The organism is Pseudomonas graminis, assembly GCF_013201545.1.
Classification (GTDB): domain Bacteria; phylum Pseudomonadota; class Gammaproteobacteria; order Pseudomonadales; family Pseudomonadaceae; genus Aquipseudomonas.
Genome location: NZ_CP053746.1, coordinates 4,555,990 through 4,574,831 on the forward strand (window position 1 = coordinate 4,555,990; position 18,842 = coordinate 4,574,831).

Sequence of the window (18,842 nt, forward strand, 5' to 3'; positions counted from 1 at the left end):
GTCCGGAGCCTCAAGCAGGCTCTCCAGCTCAGTTGGCGCCGGCAGGCTCGGGAGCTTGCCGCTTTTGATCACGCCACTCAGAACGCTCGCAACAAGAGGCGCGAGTGCGGTGGCCTGCGCCGGTAAACTCGCTCCGGCGCCCTGCATCGCCGCCAATCCGTGCTCAAGCACATCCTAGTTCTTGCTCGGCAACCCCTCCGTGACTGCCGCCTCCAACTGCGCCGGAACGGCTCCCGCACTTGGCGGCGTAGCTGGCCATTCGGGCTTGCCGATGACGCTGCCATCCGTCCAGGTGTCTGCGGGGTCTTTGCCAAAGGTCACCCTTCCCGGCCCCGGCGCAGCACCGGAAACGGTCATGAAACCCTTGCCGTCGAGCGCCCCTGTGACGCGTTTACCCAAGGCATCGATCACCTCGAAACCGCCGCCCTGAATGCCTTGCTGCCCCGCGTACTGGTTGAACAACTCAAGGTCGCCCTCCCCCGGCTTTGGTGGCTCGGGGAACACGCCCGCCAGGTTTTGCGCCGAGGTGTAGGCAAAGTTGGCGGCGTGGGCGGTGTACGGCCCGGTGGTGACGTGGGTGATGCCGGCCGCGTTGTAGGTGGTGGCGCTGCCGCCGCCCTGGATCACCAGCTCGGTTTTCGCGGTGAGGGTGATGCGCTCGGCGTTGGCGGTGATGTTGAGTTTGGCCAGCAGGTTGATGCTGTCCTTCAGGGCCCGCACGTCGATGTCGCCGGATGCCGCGACCAGACGCCAGCCAAGGCTTTGCACAAACAGGCGCATGCCCTGGCTGGCGCTGGCGAGCAGGCGTTTACCCACGGAAAAACTGGTGTGCCCCGTGCTGCTCAACGCCAGGTGTTCGCCGGTGGCGATGTGGCTTGAGCGCGGTGTGGTCAAAGCAATGCCCGCCGGGCTGGCGAGCACCAGATGCGCTTCGGTGAACTCGGGGAACTCGTTGCCACTTGCGTTGGCAGGGCCGCTGCCGAGCACGCCCTGATGCTGGGCGTGCAGGGCTTTGGCGACGTCATCCTGATCCCCAGGTTCCTGTGCCCGGGATTCCTTGGCTTGCACCGCGAAGCCGTCTTGCTGATCGGCGGCAGTGGCCAGGCGTTCGGCGGTTTCCGGCAGGTCCTTGTGGTGCTTCGATTCGTGGGGACGCGGCTCGGTGGTGATCAACAAGCCAGCGGCTGCCCGGACAGCGCCGTGGCGGTCGGTGCGCAGCTCGAAACCTTCGCCACGGGGCTGGCCGCCGGCGGGCCGCGGATGGGTCAGGTAGCCGAGGTTGATGGCACTGGCGCCATGATCGCTGCGCAGCGCGATGCTGATCTCGCTGGTGGTATCGTCGATGCGCAATTCGTTAGCGCGACTGCCCTTGTATTCCTTGCTCTTGACCGTGGCCAGGGTCTTGAAATCGGGCAGTTTGTACGGCGGCAAGTGGGCGCCGTGATACAGGCAACCGGTGATGAGGGGCTGGTCGGGGTCGCCTTCAAGGAAGGTGATCAGGACTTCCATGCCGACCCGCGGCAGATTGATCGCCCCGAAGTGCTGGCTGGCCCAGTTCGACGCCACGCGCATCCAGCAGCTGGACTTGTCGTTGTGCTGCCCTTCCCGGTCCCAGAAAAACTGCACCTTCACCCGGCCGTGCTGATCGCAGTAAATCTCTTCGCCTTCAGGCCCGGTGACCACGGCGGATTGTGTGCCCAGCACCTTCGGCTTCGGATGCTCCAGCGGTGGCCGGTAATGAACGTCCCACGGCGTGGCGCTGAAACGGTTGCGATAGCCTTGATGGAAATCGCTCTTCAGGTCAGTGACGTCGCTGGTGATGACTTCTTCCAGTACCTGCGGCTGCTTACCCTCGTGGAAGACCTCGGTCAGCAGCCACAGGTCGTTCCACAGCGGGTTGGCGTGTCCGCTCAGGGCGAGAAAATGACCGCTGACCAGGCGTGGCTGATCGCCGCTGCCTTCGGCCAGCCGGTAGTCGCTGCGGTGGCGCTCAAGGGCGCGATTGGCCAGATGGCGGCCACGTTCCCGATCGGCGAAGCGGCCGGGGTAGTCATAATCTTCGAGGTCCGGGATGGCCACACTGTTGGCGCTGCCTTCCAGCTGGAACTTCGGCTTGGTGAAGTCGTAATCACGCCGCGTCGTGCGGCTGGTGCGGGTGTTCATGCGCAGGCCGAAGCGCTTGATCACCTGGACGTCGGCGACCAGTCCGGTGTCCTGCTGATAGAGCACCGGCGCCAGTTTCGGAAACACCGTCTGGTCGTCGCCGAACACCAACAGATGGCCCTTGGCGCTGTGCTGGAAATGAAAGTGAATGCCTTCCTCTTCGCACAAACGCTGGATGAAATGCAGGTCGGATTCGTCGTACTGCACGCAATAGACGCGCTCGGGATAGGTCGCGCCGAGCTGGAACCGGTAGTCGATGGAGAGGATGCCGTGCTCTTCCAACACCTGACTGATGATTTGCCGCACCGTCATCTGCTGGAAAATGCGCTGGTTGATCCGGTGGGCCAGGTACGCCAACTGCGGTCGCAGGGAAATCCGGTAGCGGGTCAGGCGCTTGCCGGCATCACCCTGGGCGATGCTGTAGGCCAGCCCGTGGACACCGGTGCCGTCTTCGGCCAGCTGCAGAAACGTCTGCCCGTGCAGAAGGCTTTCAAGGTCCAGCGCGGCCTTTTCGCTGACCAGTTCCACCTCGAATTCGAACGGTTGGTTGAGGCGCTCCCGGCCGGTGAAGGACAGCACTTGGAACAGCGTGTCCTGCCCGTTGAGGGTCAGGCTGAATGAGGCTTGGTTGGCCGGTGCGAACATCCCGTGTTCCTTATGCGCTGTTGCGGCAGACGTCGATGCCAAGGGGGGCAATCAACGACTGCAAATGCGTGGAAGGACAGCGAACCGCCTTGCCGTTGCCGGCGTCGACGGCGCTCTCCGCGTTCCGGAAATCGCGAGTGATCGGGTGTATTCGCGTTTCCAGAGGACGACGGAGATATCAAGGGGCGTGCCAGCGCGGGCGCAGGCCTTATGTCACGAGGGTTTGCGGTAAATGCTTAAGGGGATCAGGGCGTGATTCGGTGAGGAATCCGGGGAAATGTGCGCAAGAAGTTGCGCACCTCTGCGCAACTTCTTGCGCACTGCTCTACACGGCTCCAAATACGCGGCCTGCAGGGCGATGGTCAGGCTTTTTTTGCGCATGGACTGCGCAACTTTTTGCGCATGATGGCGATGGGGAATTACGGAGCTGTGAGCACGCTTACCGGCCGTCCAAGCGGTTGATCAGGATCGGCGGCATTGCACCGCCGATCTCCAGGACGCTGGATCAATACTCGGCGTCGGCATCCGCCAGATGGGTGTTGAATGCCGGCCGCGTCCCGCCTACGCGGGCCAGAAAGTACAGCGCCACCCCCACCAGCATCAGTGCCCCGGCACGCAGCCAGGTTTCGGCGCTCTGCTGCGTCAGGAGGATCAGGCACGACACAATCGCCAGGACCGGCACCCAGGTCGGCACGCGGAAGTGGTCAACGTCGACCACGTCTCGACGCAACACCAGCACCGCCAGATTGGTGCTGATGAACACGAACAACAGCAGCAGGACCACGGTCTCGGCCAGTGTCGCCAGGGAGCCGGTGAGGGTCAGGATGATTGCGACGATGGACGTCGCGACGATGGCCACCCACGGCGTCCGTCGTTCCGGCAGCACGTTCGACAGCGCGTGGGGCAGCAGGCCCTGGCGCGACATGCCGTACGCCAGACGGCTGGACATGATCATGGTCAGCAGCGCGCCATTGGCCACGGCGACCAGCGCAATGAAGGCGAACAGCCGAGGTGGAATCCCGAGGTTCGACGCCTTGACCACTTCCAGCAGCGGTGCCGACGAGTGCACCAGTTGTTCAATGGGCATGACCGTGGCGGCCGCGACGCCGACACCCATGTAGATCGCCCCGGCAATCAACAGCGCACCGAACAACGCGCGGGGATAGACGGTGCGCACGTTGCGCACCTCCTCCGCCAGATTGGCCGAGGTCTCAAAGCCGACGAACGAGTAGAACGCCAGCAACGCTGCGCCGAGCACGGCGAACGCGGGGTTGACCCCCTCCTTGAATTGCACGGCGCGGGACAGATCCGCGTCGCCGGAGCGGAAGAACCAGATGGCCGCGACGATGACCAGGAGCAGGCCCGACACTTCGATCACCGTCATCACCAGGTTGGCGGACAGTGACTCCTTGATGCCACGCGCGTTGAGCAAGGCGATGACCACAAGGAAGATCAACGCGACAACGTGAGCCGGCAGATCGATAAAGGGCGCCATGTAGTCGCCGGCAAACGCGAGGGACAGGCCGGCTGCACTGGTCACGCCTGCCGCCAGCATGCAGAAGCCCACCAGAAACGAGATCAAGGGCGACTTGAAGGCTTTGCCGGCAAACACCGCTGAAGCACCGGCGTGGGGGTATTTGGTGACGAGTTCGGCATAGGAACCTGCGGTGAGCATGGCAAAGCACAGCGCAATGAGCAGCGGCACCCAGATTGCTCCGCCCACTTCACCGGCAATCGTACCGGCCAACGCGTAAACCCCGGCACCAAGGACGTCGCCAAGGATGAACAGCAGCAGCATCGGGCCAGTGACGGCGCGCTTCAGTGCCCTGCTTGGCTGGTGTGGAGGTGTGCTCATGGGGTCGCTCCGCTGTGCTGCGATAGTAAAGGAATGATTCTAAGGCTGACCCGTTGAGAACGGGGAAGTTGTGGTAGGGCGATACGGCGACGATGAGTGGTGATCTCCCAAGGCCGACGTTCAAGCGCCGCCCAATGCGTTCACGCCCAACGCGCGCCCCCACCGCTGCGCTTCGGTCCATCTAACGCGGGGTTTCGACCAATCGCTGGTGACGGAGCGTGACCTGCTCAAGCGCGTACACCGCTGCCTGATGTTGCACCGACGCCCGATCTCCCGAAAACAGACGCTGCTCGCTGGAGACCCGCAGTGCCCCGTGATGCAGGAATCCCCAGGCAAAACACACCGTGCCGGCGGGAATGCCGTCAATGTCATCCGGACCGCACACGCCCGTCGTCGCCACCGCGACATTGGCCGGGCTGTCGCGCAATGCGCCGACGGCCATCTCCTCGGCGACTTCAACGCTGGTGAGGTTGCATCGCTCGATGGTGTCAGGGCTCACGTGAAGCAAACGCTGCTTGGCTTCGGGCGAATACACCACGTAGCCGCACTCGACCAGCGAGCCGCTGCCCGGCACTTTCGCCAGCAGCGCCATGATCATCCCGGCAGTGCAGGACTCGGCTGTGGCCAACAAGAGCGCATGCTCCCGGAGATAGCCCAGAACGGATTCGGCAGACATCGTTAACTTCCCCCCTATGACGGCGGAATTGCCTTGTGGATACAGGCATCTGGAACCCGGCCGCCGGTGCAGCGTTGCGATTGCGTGACAATCAGGAGATGAAAGGCAGTGGCCCGCCTTAATCCTGCCAGTTCGGGGCGGCCCGGCACCTTCGCAGCAGACGTTTCAGAAGCGGCCTTGCGGCATTCTCCTCATCACCATGAGCCACTCGAACCCGCATCAGCGCTCCGGCGCCATGCTCTGCAGCTGCCACAGCGTGCGAAACTGACCCGGCGCCTCCCGCAGCGCTCGAGGCGGGCCGTCCTGAATCAGCCGGCCGCCTTCCAGAACCAGTACCCGGTCAAAACCGGCAATCGTCGACAACCGATGTGCCACCGCCAGCACCGTGCGCCCGCGCATCAGGTCGGCCAGAGCCCGCTGGATGATCGCTTCGGAATCGGAGTCCAGCGCCGAGGTGGCTTCGTCAAGAATCAGGATAGGTGCGTCCTTCAGAAACGCGCGGGCCAGGCCAAGGCGCTGCCGTTGTCCACCCGACAACATGACACCGCGCTCCCCTACTTGCGTTCGGTAACCCTGGGGCAATGCGCGGATGAATTCATCGCAATAGGCCTGGCGCGCAGCGGCGACGATTTGCTCCTCGCTGGCGTCGGGCAGGCCATAACCAATGTTTTCCAGCACGGTGCGGTTGAACAGCGCCGGCTCTTGCGGAACCACCGCGATTTGCCGACGCAGGCTGTCCTGGCTGACCGAGCGGATGTCGCGTCCGTCGATGAGGATCGCGCCGTGGCCCACATCGTCAAGACGCTGCAGGAGGCTGATCAGCGTGGACTTTCCAGATCCAGACGCACCGACGATGCCGACGCTCTGCCCTGCAGGAATGTCCACGCCCAGGTGACTGAATACCTGCACGCCGCCGGGGTATGTGTAGCCGACGTCCACAAGTTGAATATGCCCACGGGGTGGCGCCAGTTCCTCGGGAGCATCGCTGAGCGCATGGGGCTGGGCGATGATGTTCAGGGTCTCGGCGATCACGCCCATTTGCTGCGATGTGTCCACCAGCGCCAGGGCAAGGTCCCGCGATCCGTGCAGAATACGGAATGTCAGGGCGCTGACCATCACCACATCCCCGGGCGTGATCTGCGCGTCCAGCCATAACGAAATCGCCCATCCGAGCATGGCGCCCGCCATGATCGACAGGCAGATGTCGTGCAGCACCCGTGCTTTTTCCAGGTAGATCCAGCTGCGCCGTTGCGCCCGGGCTTCCACGCCGATTTCCCGCTCCAGCCGGGCGCGCTCGCGATCCCGTCCCGAGAACGCCTTGATGGTCCAGACGTTGGACACCAGGTCGACGATCTCACCGCCCACCCGCGCCGATTGCGAAGCAAAATCGATGTGCCGCGTCCGCCCGCGAATGCCGATCACGGTGATCAGCGCAGCGACCATGAACACGCAGACAATCAGTGCGAAGGCCATCGACAAGCGCACGGTGCACAGCACAATCACCGCGCCGACGAAATCCACGCAGGGCGGGATGATCTTCCACGCCAGACCGCCGTAGATCGAGCCCGCCGCCGCACCTGCCGACGACACCCGATTGGCGAGTGCCCCGGCAAAATGCTGGGTGAAGTAACGCATGGGATGGCCGGTCAGGTGCGTGAACAGGTCGATGCGCAAATCGGCGCAACTGCCGACCACGGTGCGACAGCCCAGCCAGCCACCGAGACGCCAGAACACGTTCTCCATGACGATCAGGGCGATAAACAGGGTGAACGGCCGCCAGACGTGCGCGACGTGTTCCCGGCCGGCGGCCATGGCGTCGACCAGCAGCTTCATGCCGTACTGCACCGCCACCGCGCATCCGGCGGCGCCCACGACCAGCAACAGCATGATGAAGAAATGCCACGGCCGAACCCGAACGTAACGCCACAGGAAGGCGATGGGCGTCAGCGGCAGCGGGTGCCGGCGCCAGTGGTCATTTTTCATGGGCGATTCCGGCGGATTCCCGAATCGGGGTGCGCTGGGCACGGGCCATCATGTCTTGCTGCAACGCCTGTGCCTGGAGATGCATCGGGTGGAAAGGTGCCCGATTGCCTTCGCCGTCGGGATAACCGAACAAGCCGGTCGGACAGTAGCGACCGTCGTCCCACCCGGGATAATCGAGAAACGGATACCAGCACACGCCCTCCATGGGCACGCCCCGGTCCATCGCCAACAGAGACTGCTCTACGACATAGTTGAACCACGGCACCCGCTCTTCGTCTTCGCACCCGGTCTCCGAGAGCAGAACGGGTCGCTGGTAACGGTGGTGCAACTCCTTGAGCATGCCGGCCAGAGGGCGATAATCCGGGCTGCCCCGCGGGATCATGCCGCCGCCGAACACCCACTGGTTATGCGGGTAAAAATTGGCACCGAGGATGTCCAGATACTTCTCGTGTCCGCCCAGTCCCGGCCATTGCCGCCCGGTGAGCATGTCCCACGCCTCGAACTGCGCCATCCGATGGCGTTCAGCGTTTTCATGGTCCTCCCCGCGCTTCGAACCGGAGATCACGTGAATCACCGGATCACACTGAATGAATCGCGCGGAGGGGATCACATCCCGCACCGCCTCGATGGCGGCGATGCTCGCCCTCACCAACTGGTGTTTGAGTTCAAGACCCCGCCCGTGGGCGCCCGGGTTGAAGTATCCGACGTCGCCCCCTGCCCAGCTCCAGAACGACATCTCGTTGATCGGCGCATAGAACGGAATCTCTGCCCCCTCCTCCAGCATCAGCGTTGCGGCAGCACCGGCGAAACGCGCGAAACGGTCGACGAACTCGGGGCGCCAGATGTCCAGGTCGTCCGGATAGCCGTAATGGCAGAGGTCCCAGATGACCTGAATGCCCCGCTCCTGCGCCGCCCGTAGCATCGGCAGAAAACTGCTCCAGTTATAGTGCCCCGGCCGCGATTCGATCAGGTGCCAGCGCAGGCCGTCGCGGGCGCAACCGATCCCCAGGCCGGCGAGCTGCGCGTAGTCGTTGGAAGCCCAGCGCGCATGACCGGTTGCGTCGGCAAGGTCCAGACGCTTGCCGTCGCGACGGCGCTGGCTCGAGCACTCGTAACCCGCCATCAGAAAACTTTTGAACAGTGCCGCATTGCCGTCAGCGCCGTGGGTGCCATCCCAACGGCGCTGAGGGGCGATCATGACGCTTCCGCTCCGGCGGCCTCGGCGGTCACGGCGTGGCCCTCTTCGATGCGCTGGTACAACGCCAACGCCTGACCGACTACCTGATCCATGTTGTAGTACTTGTAGGTGCCCAGCCGTCCGAGGAAGGTGACGTTTGCCGTTTCGTCCGCCAGCGCCTTATAGCGCTTGTACAGCTCGGCGTTCTCCGGGCGCGGCACCGGGTAATACGGATCGCCGTCGTCGCAGGGAAACTCGTAGCTGATGCTGGTCAGCGGATGGGTCTGACCGGTCAGGTGCTTGTACTCGGTAATGCGCGTGTAGGGCACGCTCTGGTCCGGGAAATTGACCACTGCCACCGGCTGGTATTCGGCTTGCTGCACGGTTTCGTGCTGGAAGCGCAGCGAGCGGTACGGCAAATGGCCGAAGCGGAACTCGTAGTACTCGTCGATCGGCCCACAGTAAATCAGGTGACGGTGGGCGATCGACTCGCGCACGGCCTTGAAATCGGTGTCCAGCAGGATGTCGATGTTCGGGTGATCGAGCATCTGCTCGAACATCCGCGTGTAGCCATCGCGGGGCATCATCTGGAAGGCGTCGGTAAAGTAGCGATCGTCTTCTGTGGTGCGGGTGGGAATGCGCGACGTCACTGATTTGTCCAGATCGCTTGGGTCCAGGCCCCACTGTTTGCGCGTGTAGCCTTGGAAGAATTTCTCGTACAGTTCGCGACCGATCTGATTGATGACCACGTCTTCCGAGGTACGAATGGCCGATACCGGCTCGGCTCGTTCGGCGAGAAACACCTCGGCCTCTTCCGGCGTCATCGACAACCCGTACAAGGTGTTGAGGGTGGTCAGGTTGATCGGAATCGGCACCAAATGCTCATCGACCTGAGCCAGCACGCGGTGCTCATACGGGCGCCATTCGGTGAACTGCGAGAGGTAGTCAACGATGCGCTGAGCGTTGGTGTGAAAGATGTGCGGGCCATAGCGATGGACCATGACCCCGGCGGCATCAAGATGGTCGTAGGCGTTGCCGCCGATGTGTTCGCGGCGATCTATCAGCAAGACCTTTTTGCCCAATCCTGCGGCGAGGCGCTCGGCGATCACACTGCCAGCAAAACCGGCGCCGACGATGAGGTAGTCATAACCGCCTTTCGATGAAGGCGACGACGCATTGATGGCCTGTTCAAGGGTTACCTGAGGCATTCGATCTGCTCCTTCATGAAGCGGCTTGTGGTGTCCCACGACATGCCGTCGAGGGCGGCGTCGGCGCTCTGCAGAAATTCCGCCGAGCCCTTCAGGCCCAGGGCGGCATCAATGGCGGCGACGAACGCACCGGCAGTGTCGGCGATGGTCACGGCGCCGCTCTGACCGTAGCCGCGGATGACGTCATGGATCGGCGTCGACACCACCGGGCAGCCCCCCGCCAGATACTCTGGCGTCTTGGTCGGGCTGATGAACCGTGTCGACTCGTTGATCGCGAACGGCATCAATGCGACGTCCCAGCCGGCCAGGTACGCCGGCAGCTCGTCGTAGCTTTTGCCGCCGAGGTAGTGAATGTTGGGCAGCTGCGGCAACGTTGCCGGATCGATTTTCACCACCGGCCCGATCAACACGATCTGCCAGTCAGGGCGCAGGGTGGCGAGCTTCTCGACGAGTTCGATATCGAAGCGCTCGTCAATGACGCCAAAAAAGCCCATGCGAGGATGGGCAATGTCGGCCTGATCGACAGGGTCGGCAAGGCCATCGCGCGCAGCGGCGAAGTGCGCGATGTCGACACTGCTCGGCACCGGGTGGGCATTGTCGTGTTGCCGTTGCTTGACCTCCCACAGGCTATAGCCGCCGGTGAACACCACGTCGGCACGGGCCATCAGCTCGCGTTCCATGTCGACCAGTCGCACTGGCGCACCGCGGAACGCCGAAAGCTCGTCCATGCAGTCGAAGATCGTCACGTTGCCTTTCAGATGGTCGGTGAACGCCAGGCTCATGGGCGTCAGGTACCACAGCAACAGCTCCGCGTCGCCCCGCGCCAGCAGCATCTCGTCCAGCAGTTGACGCTGGGCCTCGGCAATCTGTTCTTCGCTCAGACCGTGGGCCAGTCGCGGCACGATGACTTCAATGCCCGGTGCCGGCTGCGAGTGATCCAGACGTGGCTTAGCGCGGTCTTCAGCAAGGTCTTCAAACACAGGCTCTTCAAAAAAGATCACGTCGTAATCGCGGGCCAGACGCGACATCACATGCTGAGGCCGCTGATAAACGAAGCCCCAGCGCAGGTGCGAGAGGCACAACAGCGTCGGGCGCGTTCGTTGGGTGGGCTGCAGCGGATTGTCGATGGCGACGGCGGATAACGAGTCGGGCTGTTCGGCAAGATTCATGGCGACTTCCTTTCTGAAAGAGACTGGCTGAAGGCCTGAACTTCCTTGGCTTCAACATCGAAGAGCGCGCGGCAGTCAGTGACTGATTGCGCGACTCATGAAGCTTGGAAGGCGGCGCCGCTTCGGCCGTTCAGCGAAGCCGCGCGATTACCGATGAACAGCATGTACCGGTGGATCATCGTGTTTGAACTCCGCGCGGTCGGTGTGCCCATAACTTGGACAGACACAGGTTTGCGTCGGCTGATTTCAGCCCGCCATGCCCATCGCAGGATGCCCGGCCACATGTCGCCGGGGTGCGTTCGAGGGATTGCAGATGATTTTGATAACCGGCGGTGCAGGCTACATCGGCGCACACGTGGCGCTGGAATTGATGAACCAGGGCGATGACGTGTTGATCCTGGATAATCTTTGCAACAGCTACCGCTCGACCCTTGATCGCATCGCCACCCTGACGGGCCGCCGCCCCGGATTCGTGCTCGGCGACGTGCGCAATCGCGCCCTGCTCGACACGATTTTTGCCGATTACCCCATCGAAGCCGTTATCCACTGCGCAGGTTTGAAAGCCGTGGGCGAGAGCGTCCGCGAGCCGCTGCGTTATTACGACACCAACGTCGGCGGCACTGTGACGCTGTGTCAGGCCATGGCCCACGCCGGGGTGTTCACGCTGTTGTTCAGTTCATCAGCGACGGTGTACGGGGATTGCTTGACGATGCCCATCGACGAGACCTGCGCCACCGGGCAGCCGACCAATCCGTATGGTCAGTCCAAGCTGATGGCCGAGAATGTGATGAAGAGCATGGTCTGTTCGGACGAGCGCTGGTCGGTGGGTCTGCTGCGCTATTTCAATCCGATCGGCGCGCATATGTCGGGGTTGCTGGGCGAGGCGCCTACCAGTACGCCGAATAATCTGTTGCCTTATTTGTTGCAGGTGGCCAGCGGGCAGCGCGCGGCACTGAGTGTGTTCGGGCGTGATTATGAGACGCCGGACGGTACGGGGGTGCGTGATTACATTCATGTGGTGGATCTGGCCGAGGGGCATGTGAAGGCGCTGGATGCGCTGCGCCATCAGCACGGTGTGCATGTCTGGAACCTGGGCACGGGGCTGGGGTATTCGGTGCTGGAGGTGGTGCGGGCGTTCGAGAAGGTCTCGGGGATTTCGGTGCCGCTGGTGTTTGAGGCGCGCCGTGCCGGGGACATTGCGCGGTGTTGGGCGGATCCTGAGAAAGCGCTGGGCGAGTTGGGCTGGAGCGCGCGGCGATCACTGGAGCGGATGTTGGCGGATGCCTGGCGGTGGGAGTGCCATTTGCACCAGGATGAGGCTGCGACGCTTGTGAGTTGAGCTTGTAAGATCAAGAGCATCTAAGATCAAGAGCGTCGGCCTAACGGCCTCGGGTTTCGCCTTCGGCGAGTTACTTGGAAAAGCACCCCAAGTAACCAAGGGTGCTTGCTCTTGGTTGGGCCCTTCGTTCCTCAGGGTTCCTTCACTCCGGTCCCGCTCCGTGGGCCCGCGCCGAACGGACATCCATGTCCTGACGGCGCTCTCGCCGCATCCCTGCGGCTCGCCCCACTCCGCGAGACCTGCGTTCAGCCTGCACCAAAGTCGCGATTGATGTCGTCTGGAATTCTTGTGTTTGAAGATCAAGATCTAGATCAAGATCAAGATCAACATCAAGAGCAGATCAAAAGCTTCTCGGCTAAAGCCGGTCCCACAGTGTGTACGCGGTGCTTTTAGTGGGACCGGCTTTAGCCGGGAATGCGCGCGCGTGAACGCCCTCTACTTTCACTGCCTTACGCTGGCTTCCAGGTCACGGCATCGATACCCAATCGTTCGGCCTTGGGCTTGGACAGTTTGATGGCTCTGTCGCTCCGGTATTTGGGGATGTCGGCCACGCCAGCGTCGACTGCAGCCCAGTGCCACGCCTCAGCGTTGTCCATTTGCTTGGCGCACACGTAGAACCACCGTGGCTTGCCATGGAAAAGGTATTCGATGCGGTAGTGTTGGGTATGTTGCATGGTCTTGATCTCGTTCACAGGATCGGTTTCGTTGTTTGGTTTCCATTGTGGGTGGACGACTGACTCACCGCAGGGAGGTTAACGCTGCAGACTAGGGATCCGCCTGGGGCGCGGCGGATCGACTATTGGTGCCAGGAGGCGAAGGTTTGCCAGGCTGCATGACGTGGGCGCGACCGGTAGGGTCTGCCAACTGCACTGCATCGCCGTGCTGCCAGGCATCGGCGCCCTTGAGCACCGGCTGGATCTGGATGTCCGCGCGTTCCGAGCGTTTCTTTTCGGTATCGATGGCCATGCGGCGGTTGCGCTGCTCAACCATGGCAGGGTCTGCCTGGCCGTCGGCGGTAAAGCCCATCATCAATTGCGGGACGCCCAATGGCAGGCGCTTGTCCTGATCGGTGTGCCAGGTGTGCCAGGTTTTGCCATAGGTATTGGCAAGCTTGGCCATCAACGCGTGTTCGGCACTGGCCGGAATACCCGGCGCCACCAGCTGCCCCGACTTCACTTCGTGGGCGTGGCTGTGCCAGAGGCGCTTCTCGCCCTCGGGCAACTGATTGAACAAGTCAGCGCTGATAATGTACTCGACGCCCATCAACTTGGCGTCTCGCACATTGCCATCGTAAATCACGCACTGAATGAACTCTTCGCTGAGCACCGAGCAGTAGTGATGGGCTTCCATTTGCACATCGGGATGACCGTTATAGAAATGAAAGCCATCCAGATAGGCGTTCAGAGCCTCGACAGGCGGACGCGACTGTAACGTGGCGGCGCCTGCATCGAGAACGCTGAGGGTTGCACTGGTTGGCTTGCCGGGACTCGGCACGTTCGAGCGAGTGTCATCACCTGCGCAACCGGTTAACACCAGGCCGGCCAGTGCCGCCGATAGCGCCAGCCTCGGGCTGACCCGGGCTGCATTACTCACCAATACCCGTTCAGGGAATAACCGCATGGGAAGTCTCCATAGCTGAGGCCTCAGGCTTTCAAGGGCGGCTTCGTGCCGCGTTATAACTGGGCGGTAAACCCATTGAATCGAGGAGCTGCTTAAAAGCCGGCGCAGACAATGCGCCGGTAAAGGATGGACCGGCCGACAATCGCGGATGTTCAGCTTAAATTTCAAGATTGGAGACGAGCGGCTAATAAAGAGTACCGACCCCTTAGTGCGAGTTATCCAACTAACAATGCATTCATAACGCGAGCGGGTGTGAATCATTCATTTGGATAGGGGGAAAAATGCGTCAACTAGTGCTCCACGCCACTCATCCGCCATTCATCAAACCTTCTCAACGATTAAACATTGAAGCGCATCGGATTAGTTGTCCGTCGGATATACCGGGCGCCATCTCATTAGTTGATATCGGAGAGCCATCATGACAACCGCCAACAAAAATCCGGGTAATTTTGCCAACGATCGTGAGAAGGCCTCTCAGGCCGGGAGAAAAGGCGGCCAGGCGTCCGGGGGCAACTTCGCCAACGACCGCGTCAAGGCCTCCGAAGCGGGGAAAAAAGGCGGCCAGAACAGCCATGGCGGAGGTCGTCGATCATCTGCCGATTAAGTAGCGCGACCTGCCTGAAGGGCGGTCCCGCCGCCCTACTCGCTACCGGTCATTCCGTCGTCCGCCTGCGACCCCAAGCCAGGGTACGGTAGTTACGCGTTCTCTCCCCCTGCAATACGCTCAGCCTGATCGCGCCCTCGGACGAGCCCCTGCTCGACGGTCCAGTCAGAGGCTGGAAGTCTTTCTAACGCTTCGACCACTCTTTCGCCGTCCGCAGCATAAACGCACACCAGTACTTCAACGACCGCTTCATGGGCACGCGCACGAACTTCCAGCTGACAGCCGTTTTCTGCCGCCTCGCTGTACGACTCGTCGTCGGCCGTTAGTTGCACCCAATGCTGATAAACATCACCACGATCAAACATGAAAAGCTCCCTGGTTCGGCTGTAAATGAGTGTTGATACTTATTAAAACCCGATGACCCTTCCTGTACCTGACCGCTGCATGAGTTGACAGCGGCACGCTGATGGACTGCAGTCACTTCCAGCCCAACTGCTTCTGGATATCACGGCGATACGGGGTGTCGATCTGGGCCGGTACTTGGCGGATGTAATCCCGGGCATGTTCGAGTTTCTCCCCCGTCAGGCTTCGCAGGTACGCCACAGCGTCCTCGCTTGTCGGCAGATGCCCCTCGCTGTGAAGTCGCGGCGGGAGTGCTGTCCAGACCAGCGCATCGACCTGGCGCTCTCTCGCCCAATGAGCCAGCGGGCCCGTTGAAGACCCTTGCGCCAGATACACGCCGATGCCGTCTTCGCGTTGTGCCGGGATCTGCTCACGCTCACGCAGCGCACTGCACGCCTGTTCAAGTGAATCAGTGGCCAGGACCGTCCAGAAGACCCGGCATGGCGGTGCGTTGAGACAGATTGCAGTGGCCAGCTCACCGCCGTCACCTATCCGCGAGAATTCGACTGGCAACGCCGGCCCATCCATGAACCACTCACTGGCGATCGGCAGTACGTCCGGCTTCCATATCAATGAGCCCCAACCCAGACAGGCAATCACCATTGCTTTTGCATCCTTCCCAAGGTTTGCACGACGTTTATTACGGTGGGACTTTCAGGCCCGCCACGCGCCCGTGCGTTACGCATGCTCTGTTGGGCACGGCATCGCCGAAAAAGGTCAGTTTTTCGCAGTTGGCCGGCGCGGGTGACCGCTTATTCTCTGCGCCTCCCGATGCCGATGAACTCTGCCAGGAGGCTGTCATCCATTCCATACCCACACAGTGCCGCATGCCGAGGGACCTGATCACCCGGCGTCTCAACCGCTGCATGGCTACAGAAACCAACCCCGCCGCCGATATCCTCTGACAGTCATCATGTTCTGCAGCGCTGCAAGTTGTGGGGTTCGCCGTTTTTTCTTATTGCGCGCGTTGGGTTCCTAGTCATGAAATTCCCGTCTTTAGATCGATTGAAAGCGCTGGTCTGCGTCCAGCAGGACAACACCCGTCTGATGGAAGCGCAATACATCGCACTGTCCAGACAGCTGCCCATGATGTACGTGATTCTGCTGATCAACACCCTCGCCCTCGCGGCCACCCATTACGGCATCGCTCCGCTCTGGCTGACGGTTTACATCCCGGTGCTGTTGACCCTGGTAGGCGGCCTGAGGGCGGCGCTCTGGTGGCAGAGCCGTGGGCAGCCCATCACCTCCGAGCAGATCTTCAAAAAACTGACGCGCACCAATCAGCTCACGGTGTTCATCGCGTTTGGCTTCACGATCTGGGCGCTGCTGCTGTTTCCCTACGGCGATACGTACACCAAGTCCCATGTGGCCTTCTACATGGCGATTACGGTCATCGTGTGCATCTTCTGCCTGATGCACCTGCCCTCCTCGGCGATGATGACCACGGCGGTGGTCAACATCGCCTTCGTAGCGTTCTTTGCCAGCGCCGGCAACGCCACGTACACCGCCATGGCCGCCAACGTGTTTCTCGTTTCGCTGGCGATGATCGTGGTTCTGCAGAACCACTACGGCGAGTTCACCCGGCTGGTGAACATGCAGATCCGCACAGAAAAGCTCAGCGACGACAACCAGCGACTGGCCAACGAAGACAGCCTGACCGGCCTGCCCAACCGACGACAGTTTTTCGCCTTGCTCGACCGTGAACTCGACCACGCGCGGCAGGACGAAACGAGGCTGGCCGTGGGGATGATCGACCTGGACGGCTTCAAACCGATCAATGACTCCTACGGCCACGGCGTGGGAGACAAACTGCTGCGTCAGGTCGGCCAGCGCCTGCGCGCGTTTGCCAGTGAGCAGCTGCACGTGGCCCGGCTGGGCGGCGACGAGTTTGGCCTGATCATCGTCAGGGCCGATGATCAGAACGAACTGATCAAACAAGGCCAGTCACTCTGCCGCACGATGCGCCAGCCCTTCGCCATTGGCGATATTCAGGTCAGCATCAGCGCATCCATGGGACTTGTCGTGTTTCCGGACCTGGCGAGCACCTCGACCGAAGCCTACGAATTCGCTGACTACGCCCTCTACACCAGCAAGCGGGAAACACCCGGCGAGCTGTGCATGTTTTCCGCCAGCCAGCATCAGCGTCTGAAACGCGACGTGCTGACCGAGCAGGGCCTGCGCCAGGCCGACGTCGCCGAAGAGTTCACCCTGGTGTTTCAGCCGATCGTCGACATCCGCACCTCGCGCACGGTGGCGTTCGAAGCGCTGGCCCGATGGGTGAGTCCGAAGCTGGGCAGCGTCGCGCCGGGGCATTTCATCGGCGTGGCCGAGCGGATTGGCCTGATCAACCGCCTGACGCCGGTGCTGCTGGAAAAAGCCCTGCACGCGGCGCAGTTATGGCCGGCGGATATCAGGCTCGCGTTCAATTTGTCGGCCCACGATTGCTCGTCCATGGACGCCGTTGAACAACTGATCACCGTCATCCGCCAGAGCGCGTTCGACGCCACGCGACTGGATCTGGAAATCACCGAAACCGCCGTTATCAAAGACCTCGTGCAAGCGCAGAGGTCCATCAACGCGTTCCGTGAACTGGGCTGCGGCATTTCTCTGGACGACTTCGGCACCGGCTACTCAAGCCTGAGCCAGCTTCACGCCCTGCCGTTGACCAAGCTGAAAATCGACCGCTCGTTCATCACCGACATTCACCAGAACGCCGCGAGCTTCAAGATCGTCAAATCCCTGTTGGCGTTGAGCCAGGACATGGACCTGCAGTGCGTCAGCGAGGGCGTCGAGACCGAAGCGGAACTGCAGGCGTTGCGGACCCTGGGCTGCACGCTGGTTCAGGGCTACCTGTTTTCACGACCGATGCCCCTTGAGCAGACCATGCAGTGGGTCGGTTCGCCGGAGGAGCCTGCAGTGGCAGTGGTTCTGTGACGGGCAGCGGCGCTCATTGCCACTGACAGGATGACAACCCGCGGTGTTGATCAGGCGCTGTGCTGGACTTTCATCATGGCCAGGCCGATGAATCGTCGGGAGTCTTCCTGAAAATCTCGCACCTGGGCGGCGAACTGCTCTTCGCGGACGTCCAGGTGGCGAGTGCTGAAACAGGTGGCCACGTCGGCGATGACCTGCGTCGTGTCGTTGAGGGTCTGGTGCAGCGTGACCAGGATTCCCACCGCGTTACGGTTTGAGATGATGACGTCGCGGTTACTGCTGATCAGTGCCCTGTTCGGAGACGACTGATCTTCGGCGTCAAGTCCGTTCACCGAGCCTATCAGGCTGTTACCGGAAAACAGATAGTGCATATCGACGCCGGCGTCGCAGACGCGCTGAAGATAGTCGGCTTTAGGTGATCGATGGCCACTTTCGTAATGACCTTGAGCGTTAGGTTCGACGCCGCCAATTCTGGCGAACGCGATTTGCGTCAGGCCTAACCGTTTGCGTTCTTTTCTCAAACGCGTGCCAAGATTTTCCATGAGCAAACTCCTGCTGAATTCACGCCACGCGATGGACCGGTGGGTGGAATGGGGGGCTGGAGTGCGAGCTTCCTGGGTTAGCGAAATAGCCTCGTACAGGGGGACTCGCCACCTTACAGCGTTTGCAACATGAGTGAACAAGTATTTGGCTGGCGTCCCACTTTACGTTTTTCGAACTCCCACCTCCCCCGATCTCCCGTTGCCAGATTAAAACAAAGGTATCTCTACGCGCGTTCGTGCATCCAGGTGAATGTGGGTTGCTAGATTGACCAAATCCCCGGCGCCATTGTTACTCCTCCACTCATCGACCCCGTAGATAGCAAACGTTTTCCCCCCATACGGAGGCTTTTGCGCAAACGCCCCGACGACCGGTAGATCACCATCTAACTCAATAATAATCCTTATATTTCAATGACCTATGAATTGGAAAATTCTACAAACAGATAAACGTCAAACTATTTTCCATTGATATTGAGGGGTTCCATTCTAAATTACTGGCAAACGGCTTTCATTGTAAGAAACAAA

Annotated in this window: 13 protein-coding genes and 2 pseudogenes; 3 read left to right on the forward strand and 12 right to left on the reverse strand. The window is 61.4% G+C overall.

The genetic code is table 11. From position 1 onward, the window contains the following. Positions 1–201: 201 nt before the first annotated feature. From FX982_RS20495 to FX982_RS20525, 7 genes and pseudogenes are all read right to left on the reverse strand, one after another. Positions 202–2,808, reverse strand: a pseudogene (locus tag FX982_RS20495) (type VI secretion system Vgr family protein); the annotation flags it as partial. Positions 2,809–3,313: 505 nt separating this feature from the next. Beyond that, positions 3,314–4,663: an APC family permease gene (locus FX982_RS20500; RefSeq protein WP_172612295.1), complete on the reverse strand. Its 1,350-nt coding sequence runs from the start codon at positions 4,661–4,663 to the stop codon at positions 3,314–3,316. 181 nt (positions 4,664–4,844) lie between these two features. Further along, complete coding sequence (locus tag FX982_RS20505) at positions 4,845–5,339, reverse strand: CinA family protein (protein WP_172612296.1); 495 nt, start codon at positions 5,337–5,339, stop codon at positions 4,845–4,847. 219 nt (positions 5,340–5,558) lie between these two features. After that, positions 5,559–7,322, reverse strand: a complete 1,764-nt coding sequence (locus tag FX982_RS20510; RefSeq protein ID WP_172612297.1) for an ABC transporter ATP-binding protein — start codon at positions 7,320–7,322, stop codon at positions 5,559–5,561. Beyond that, positions 7,312–8,520, reverse strand: a complete 1,209-nt coding sequence (locus tag FX982_RS20515; RefSeq protein ID WP_172612298.1) for a family 1 glycosylhydrolase — start codon at positions 8,518–8,520, stop codon at positions 7,312–7,314. The genes FX982_RS20510 and FX982_RS20515 overlap by 11 nt, the downstream gene beginning before the upstream one ends. After that, complete coding sequence (glf, locus tag FX982_RS20520) at positions 8,517–9,707, reverse strand: UDP-galactopyranose mutase (RefSeq protein WP_172612299.1); 1,191 nt, start codon at positions 9,705–9,707, stop codon at positions 8,517–8,519. Before glf ends, FX982_RS20515 begins: the two co-directional genes overlap by 4 nt. Further along, the gene (locus tag FX982_RS20525) at positions 9,695–10,876 is read right to left on the reverse strand and encodes a glycosyltransferase family 1 protein (RefSeq protein WP_172612300.1); all 1,182 of its coding nucleotides are present in this window, start codon (positions 10,874–10,876) and stop codon (positions 9,695–9,697) included. Before FX982_RS20525 ends, glf begins: the two co-directional genes overlap by 13 nt. A gap of 313 nt (positions 10,877–11,189) precedes the next feature. Between FX982_RS20525 and galE the strand changes: the two genes are divergently transcribed. Next, on the forward strand, positions 11,190–12,215 hold the full coding sequence (gene galE, locus FX982_RS20530) for a UDP-glucose 4-epimerase GalE (protein ID WP_172612301.1): 1,026 nt from the start codon (positions 11,190–11,192) through the stop codon (positions 12,213–12,215). A gap of 449 nt (positions 12,216–12,664) precedes the next feature. On the opposite strand, the gene FX982_RS20535 is transcribed toward galE, so the two are convergent. Beyond that, the gene (locus FX982_RS20535) at positions 12,665–12,889 is read right to left on the reverse strand and encodes a DUF6555 family protein (protein WP_122536317.1); all 225 of its coding nucleotides are present in this window, start codon (positions 12,887–12,889) and stop codon (positions 12,665–12,667) included. A 91-nt stretch (positions 12,890–12,980) separates the two neighbouring features. Next, positions 12,981–13,835, reverse strand: coding sequence for an OBAP family protein (locus tag FX982_RS20540; protein WP_172612302.1), 855 nt, complete (start codon positions 13,833–13,835; stop codon positions 12,981–12,983). 418 nt (positions 13,836–14,253) lie between these two features. Between FX982_RS20540 and FX982_RS20545 the strand changes: the two genes are divergently transcribed. Continuing rightward, positions 14,254–14,439, forward strand: coding sequence for a general stress protein (locus FX982_RS20545; protein ID WP_172612303.1), 186 nt, complete (start codon positions 14,254–14,256; stop codon positions 14,437–14,439). Positions 14,440–14,531: 92 nt separating this feature from the next. Here FX982_RS20545 and FX982_RS20550 read toward each other — a convergent pair whose 3' ends face one another. Together FX982_RS20550 and FX982_RS20555 are read right to left on the reverse strand one after the other, a co-directional pair. Continuing rightward, positions 14,532–14,804 carry a hypothetical protein gene (locus tag FX982_RS20550; RefSeq protein ID WP_172612304.1) on the reverse strand — a complete coding sequence of 91 codons (273 nt, stop codon included), beginning with the start codon at positions 14,802–14,804 and terminating at the stop codon, positions 14,532–14,534. Positions 14,805–14,916: 112 nt separating this feature from the next. Next, entirely contained in the window at positions 14,917–15,444 is a 528-nt protein-coding gene (locus FX982_RS20555) for a hypothetical protein (RefSeq protein ID WP_172612305.1), read from the reverse strand. A gap of 378 nt (positions 15,445–15,822) precedes the next feature. Between FX982_RS20555 and FX982_RS20560 the strand changes: the two genes are divergently transcribed. Continuing rightward, the gene (locus FX982_RS20560) at positions 15,823–17,775 is read left to right on the forward strand and encodes a putative bifunctional diguanylate cyclase/phosphodiesterase (RefSeq protein ID WP_172612306.1); all 1,953 of its coding nucleotides are present in this window, start codon (positions 15,823–15,825) and stop codon (positions 17,773–17,775) included. Positions 17,776–18,136: 361 nt separating this feature from the next. Here FX982_RS20560 and FX982_RS24605 read toward each other — a convergent pair. Further along, a pseudogene (locus FX982_RS24605) lies at positions 18,137–18,317 on the reverse strand (helix-turn-helix domain-containing protein); the annotation flags it as partial. Positions 18,318–18,842: the final 525 nt, after the last annotated feature.

Bases quoted from the DNA above. Each gene is read 5' to 3' on its own strand.
- FX982_RS20500 (WP_172612295.1), bottom strand. From the start codon at position 4,663: ATGAGCACACCTCCACACCAGCCAAGCAGGGCACTGAAGCGCGCCGTC.
- FX982_RS20505 (WP_172612296.1), bottom strand. From the start codon at position 5,339: ATGTCTGCCGAATCCGTTCTGGGCTATCTCCGGGAGCATGCGCTCTTG.
- FX982_RS20510 (WP_172612297.1), bottom strand. From the start codon at position 7,322: ATGAAAAATGACCACTGGCGCCGGCACCCGCTGCCGCTGACGCCCATC.
- FX982_RS20515 (WP_172612298.1), bottom strand. From the start codon at position 8,520: ATGATCGCCCCTCAGCGCCGTTGGGATGGCACCCACGGCGCTGACGGC.
- glf (WP_172612299.1), bottom strand. From the start codon at position 9,707: ATGCCTCAGGTAACCCTTGAACAGGCCATCAATGCGTCGTCGCCTTCA.
- FX982_RS20525 (WP_172612300.1), bottom strand. From the start codon at position 10,876: ATGAATCTTGCCGAACAGCCCGACTCGTTATCCGCCGTCGCCATCGAC.
- galE (WP_172612301.1), top strand. From the start codon at position 11,190: ATGATTTTGATAACCGGCGGTGCAGGCTACATCGGCGCACACGTGGCG.
- FX982_RS20535 (WP_122536317.1), bottom strand. From the start codon at position 12,889: ATGCAACATACCCAACACTACCGCATCGAATACCTTTTCCATGGCAAG.
- FX982_RS20540 (WP_172612302.1), bottom strand. From the start codon at position 13,835: ATGCGGTTATTCCCTGAACGGGTATTGGTGAGTAATGCAGCCCGGGTC.
- FX982_RS20545 (WP_172612303.1), top strand. From the start codon at position 14,254: ATGACAACCGCCAACAAAAATCCGGGTAATTTTGCCAACGATCGTGAG.
- FX982_RS20550 (WP_172612304.1), bottom strand. From the start codon at position 14,804: ATGTTTGATCGTGGTGATGTTTATCAGCATTGGGTGCAACTAACGGCC.
- FX982_RS20555 (WP_172612305.1), bottom strand. From the start codon at position 15,444: ATGGTGATTGCCTGTCTGGGTTGGGGCTCATTGATATGGAAGCCGGAC.
- FX982_RS20560 (WP_172612306.1), top strand. From the start codon at position 15,823: ATGAAATTCCCGTCTTTAGATCGATTGAAAGCGCTGGTCTGCGTCCAG.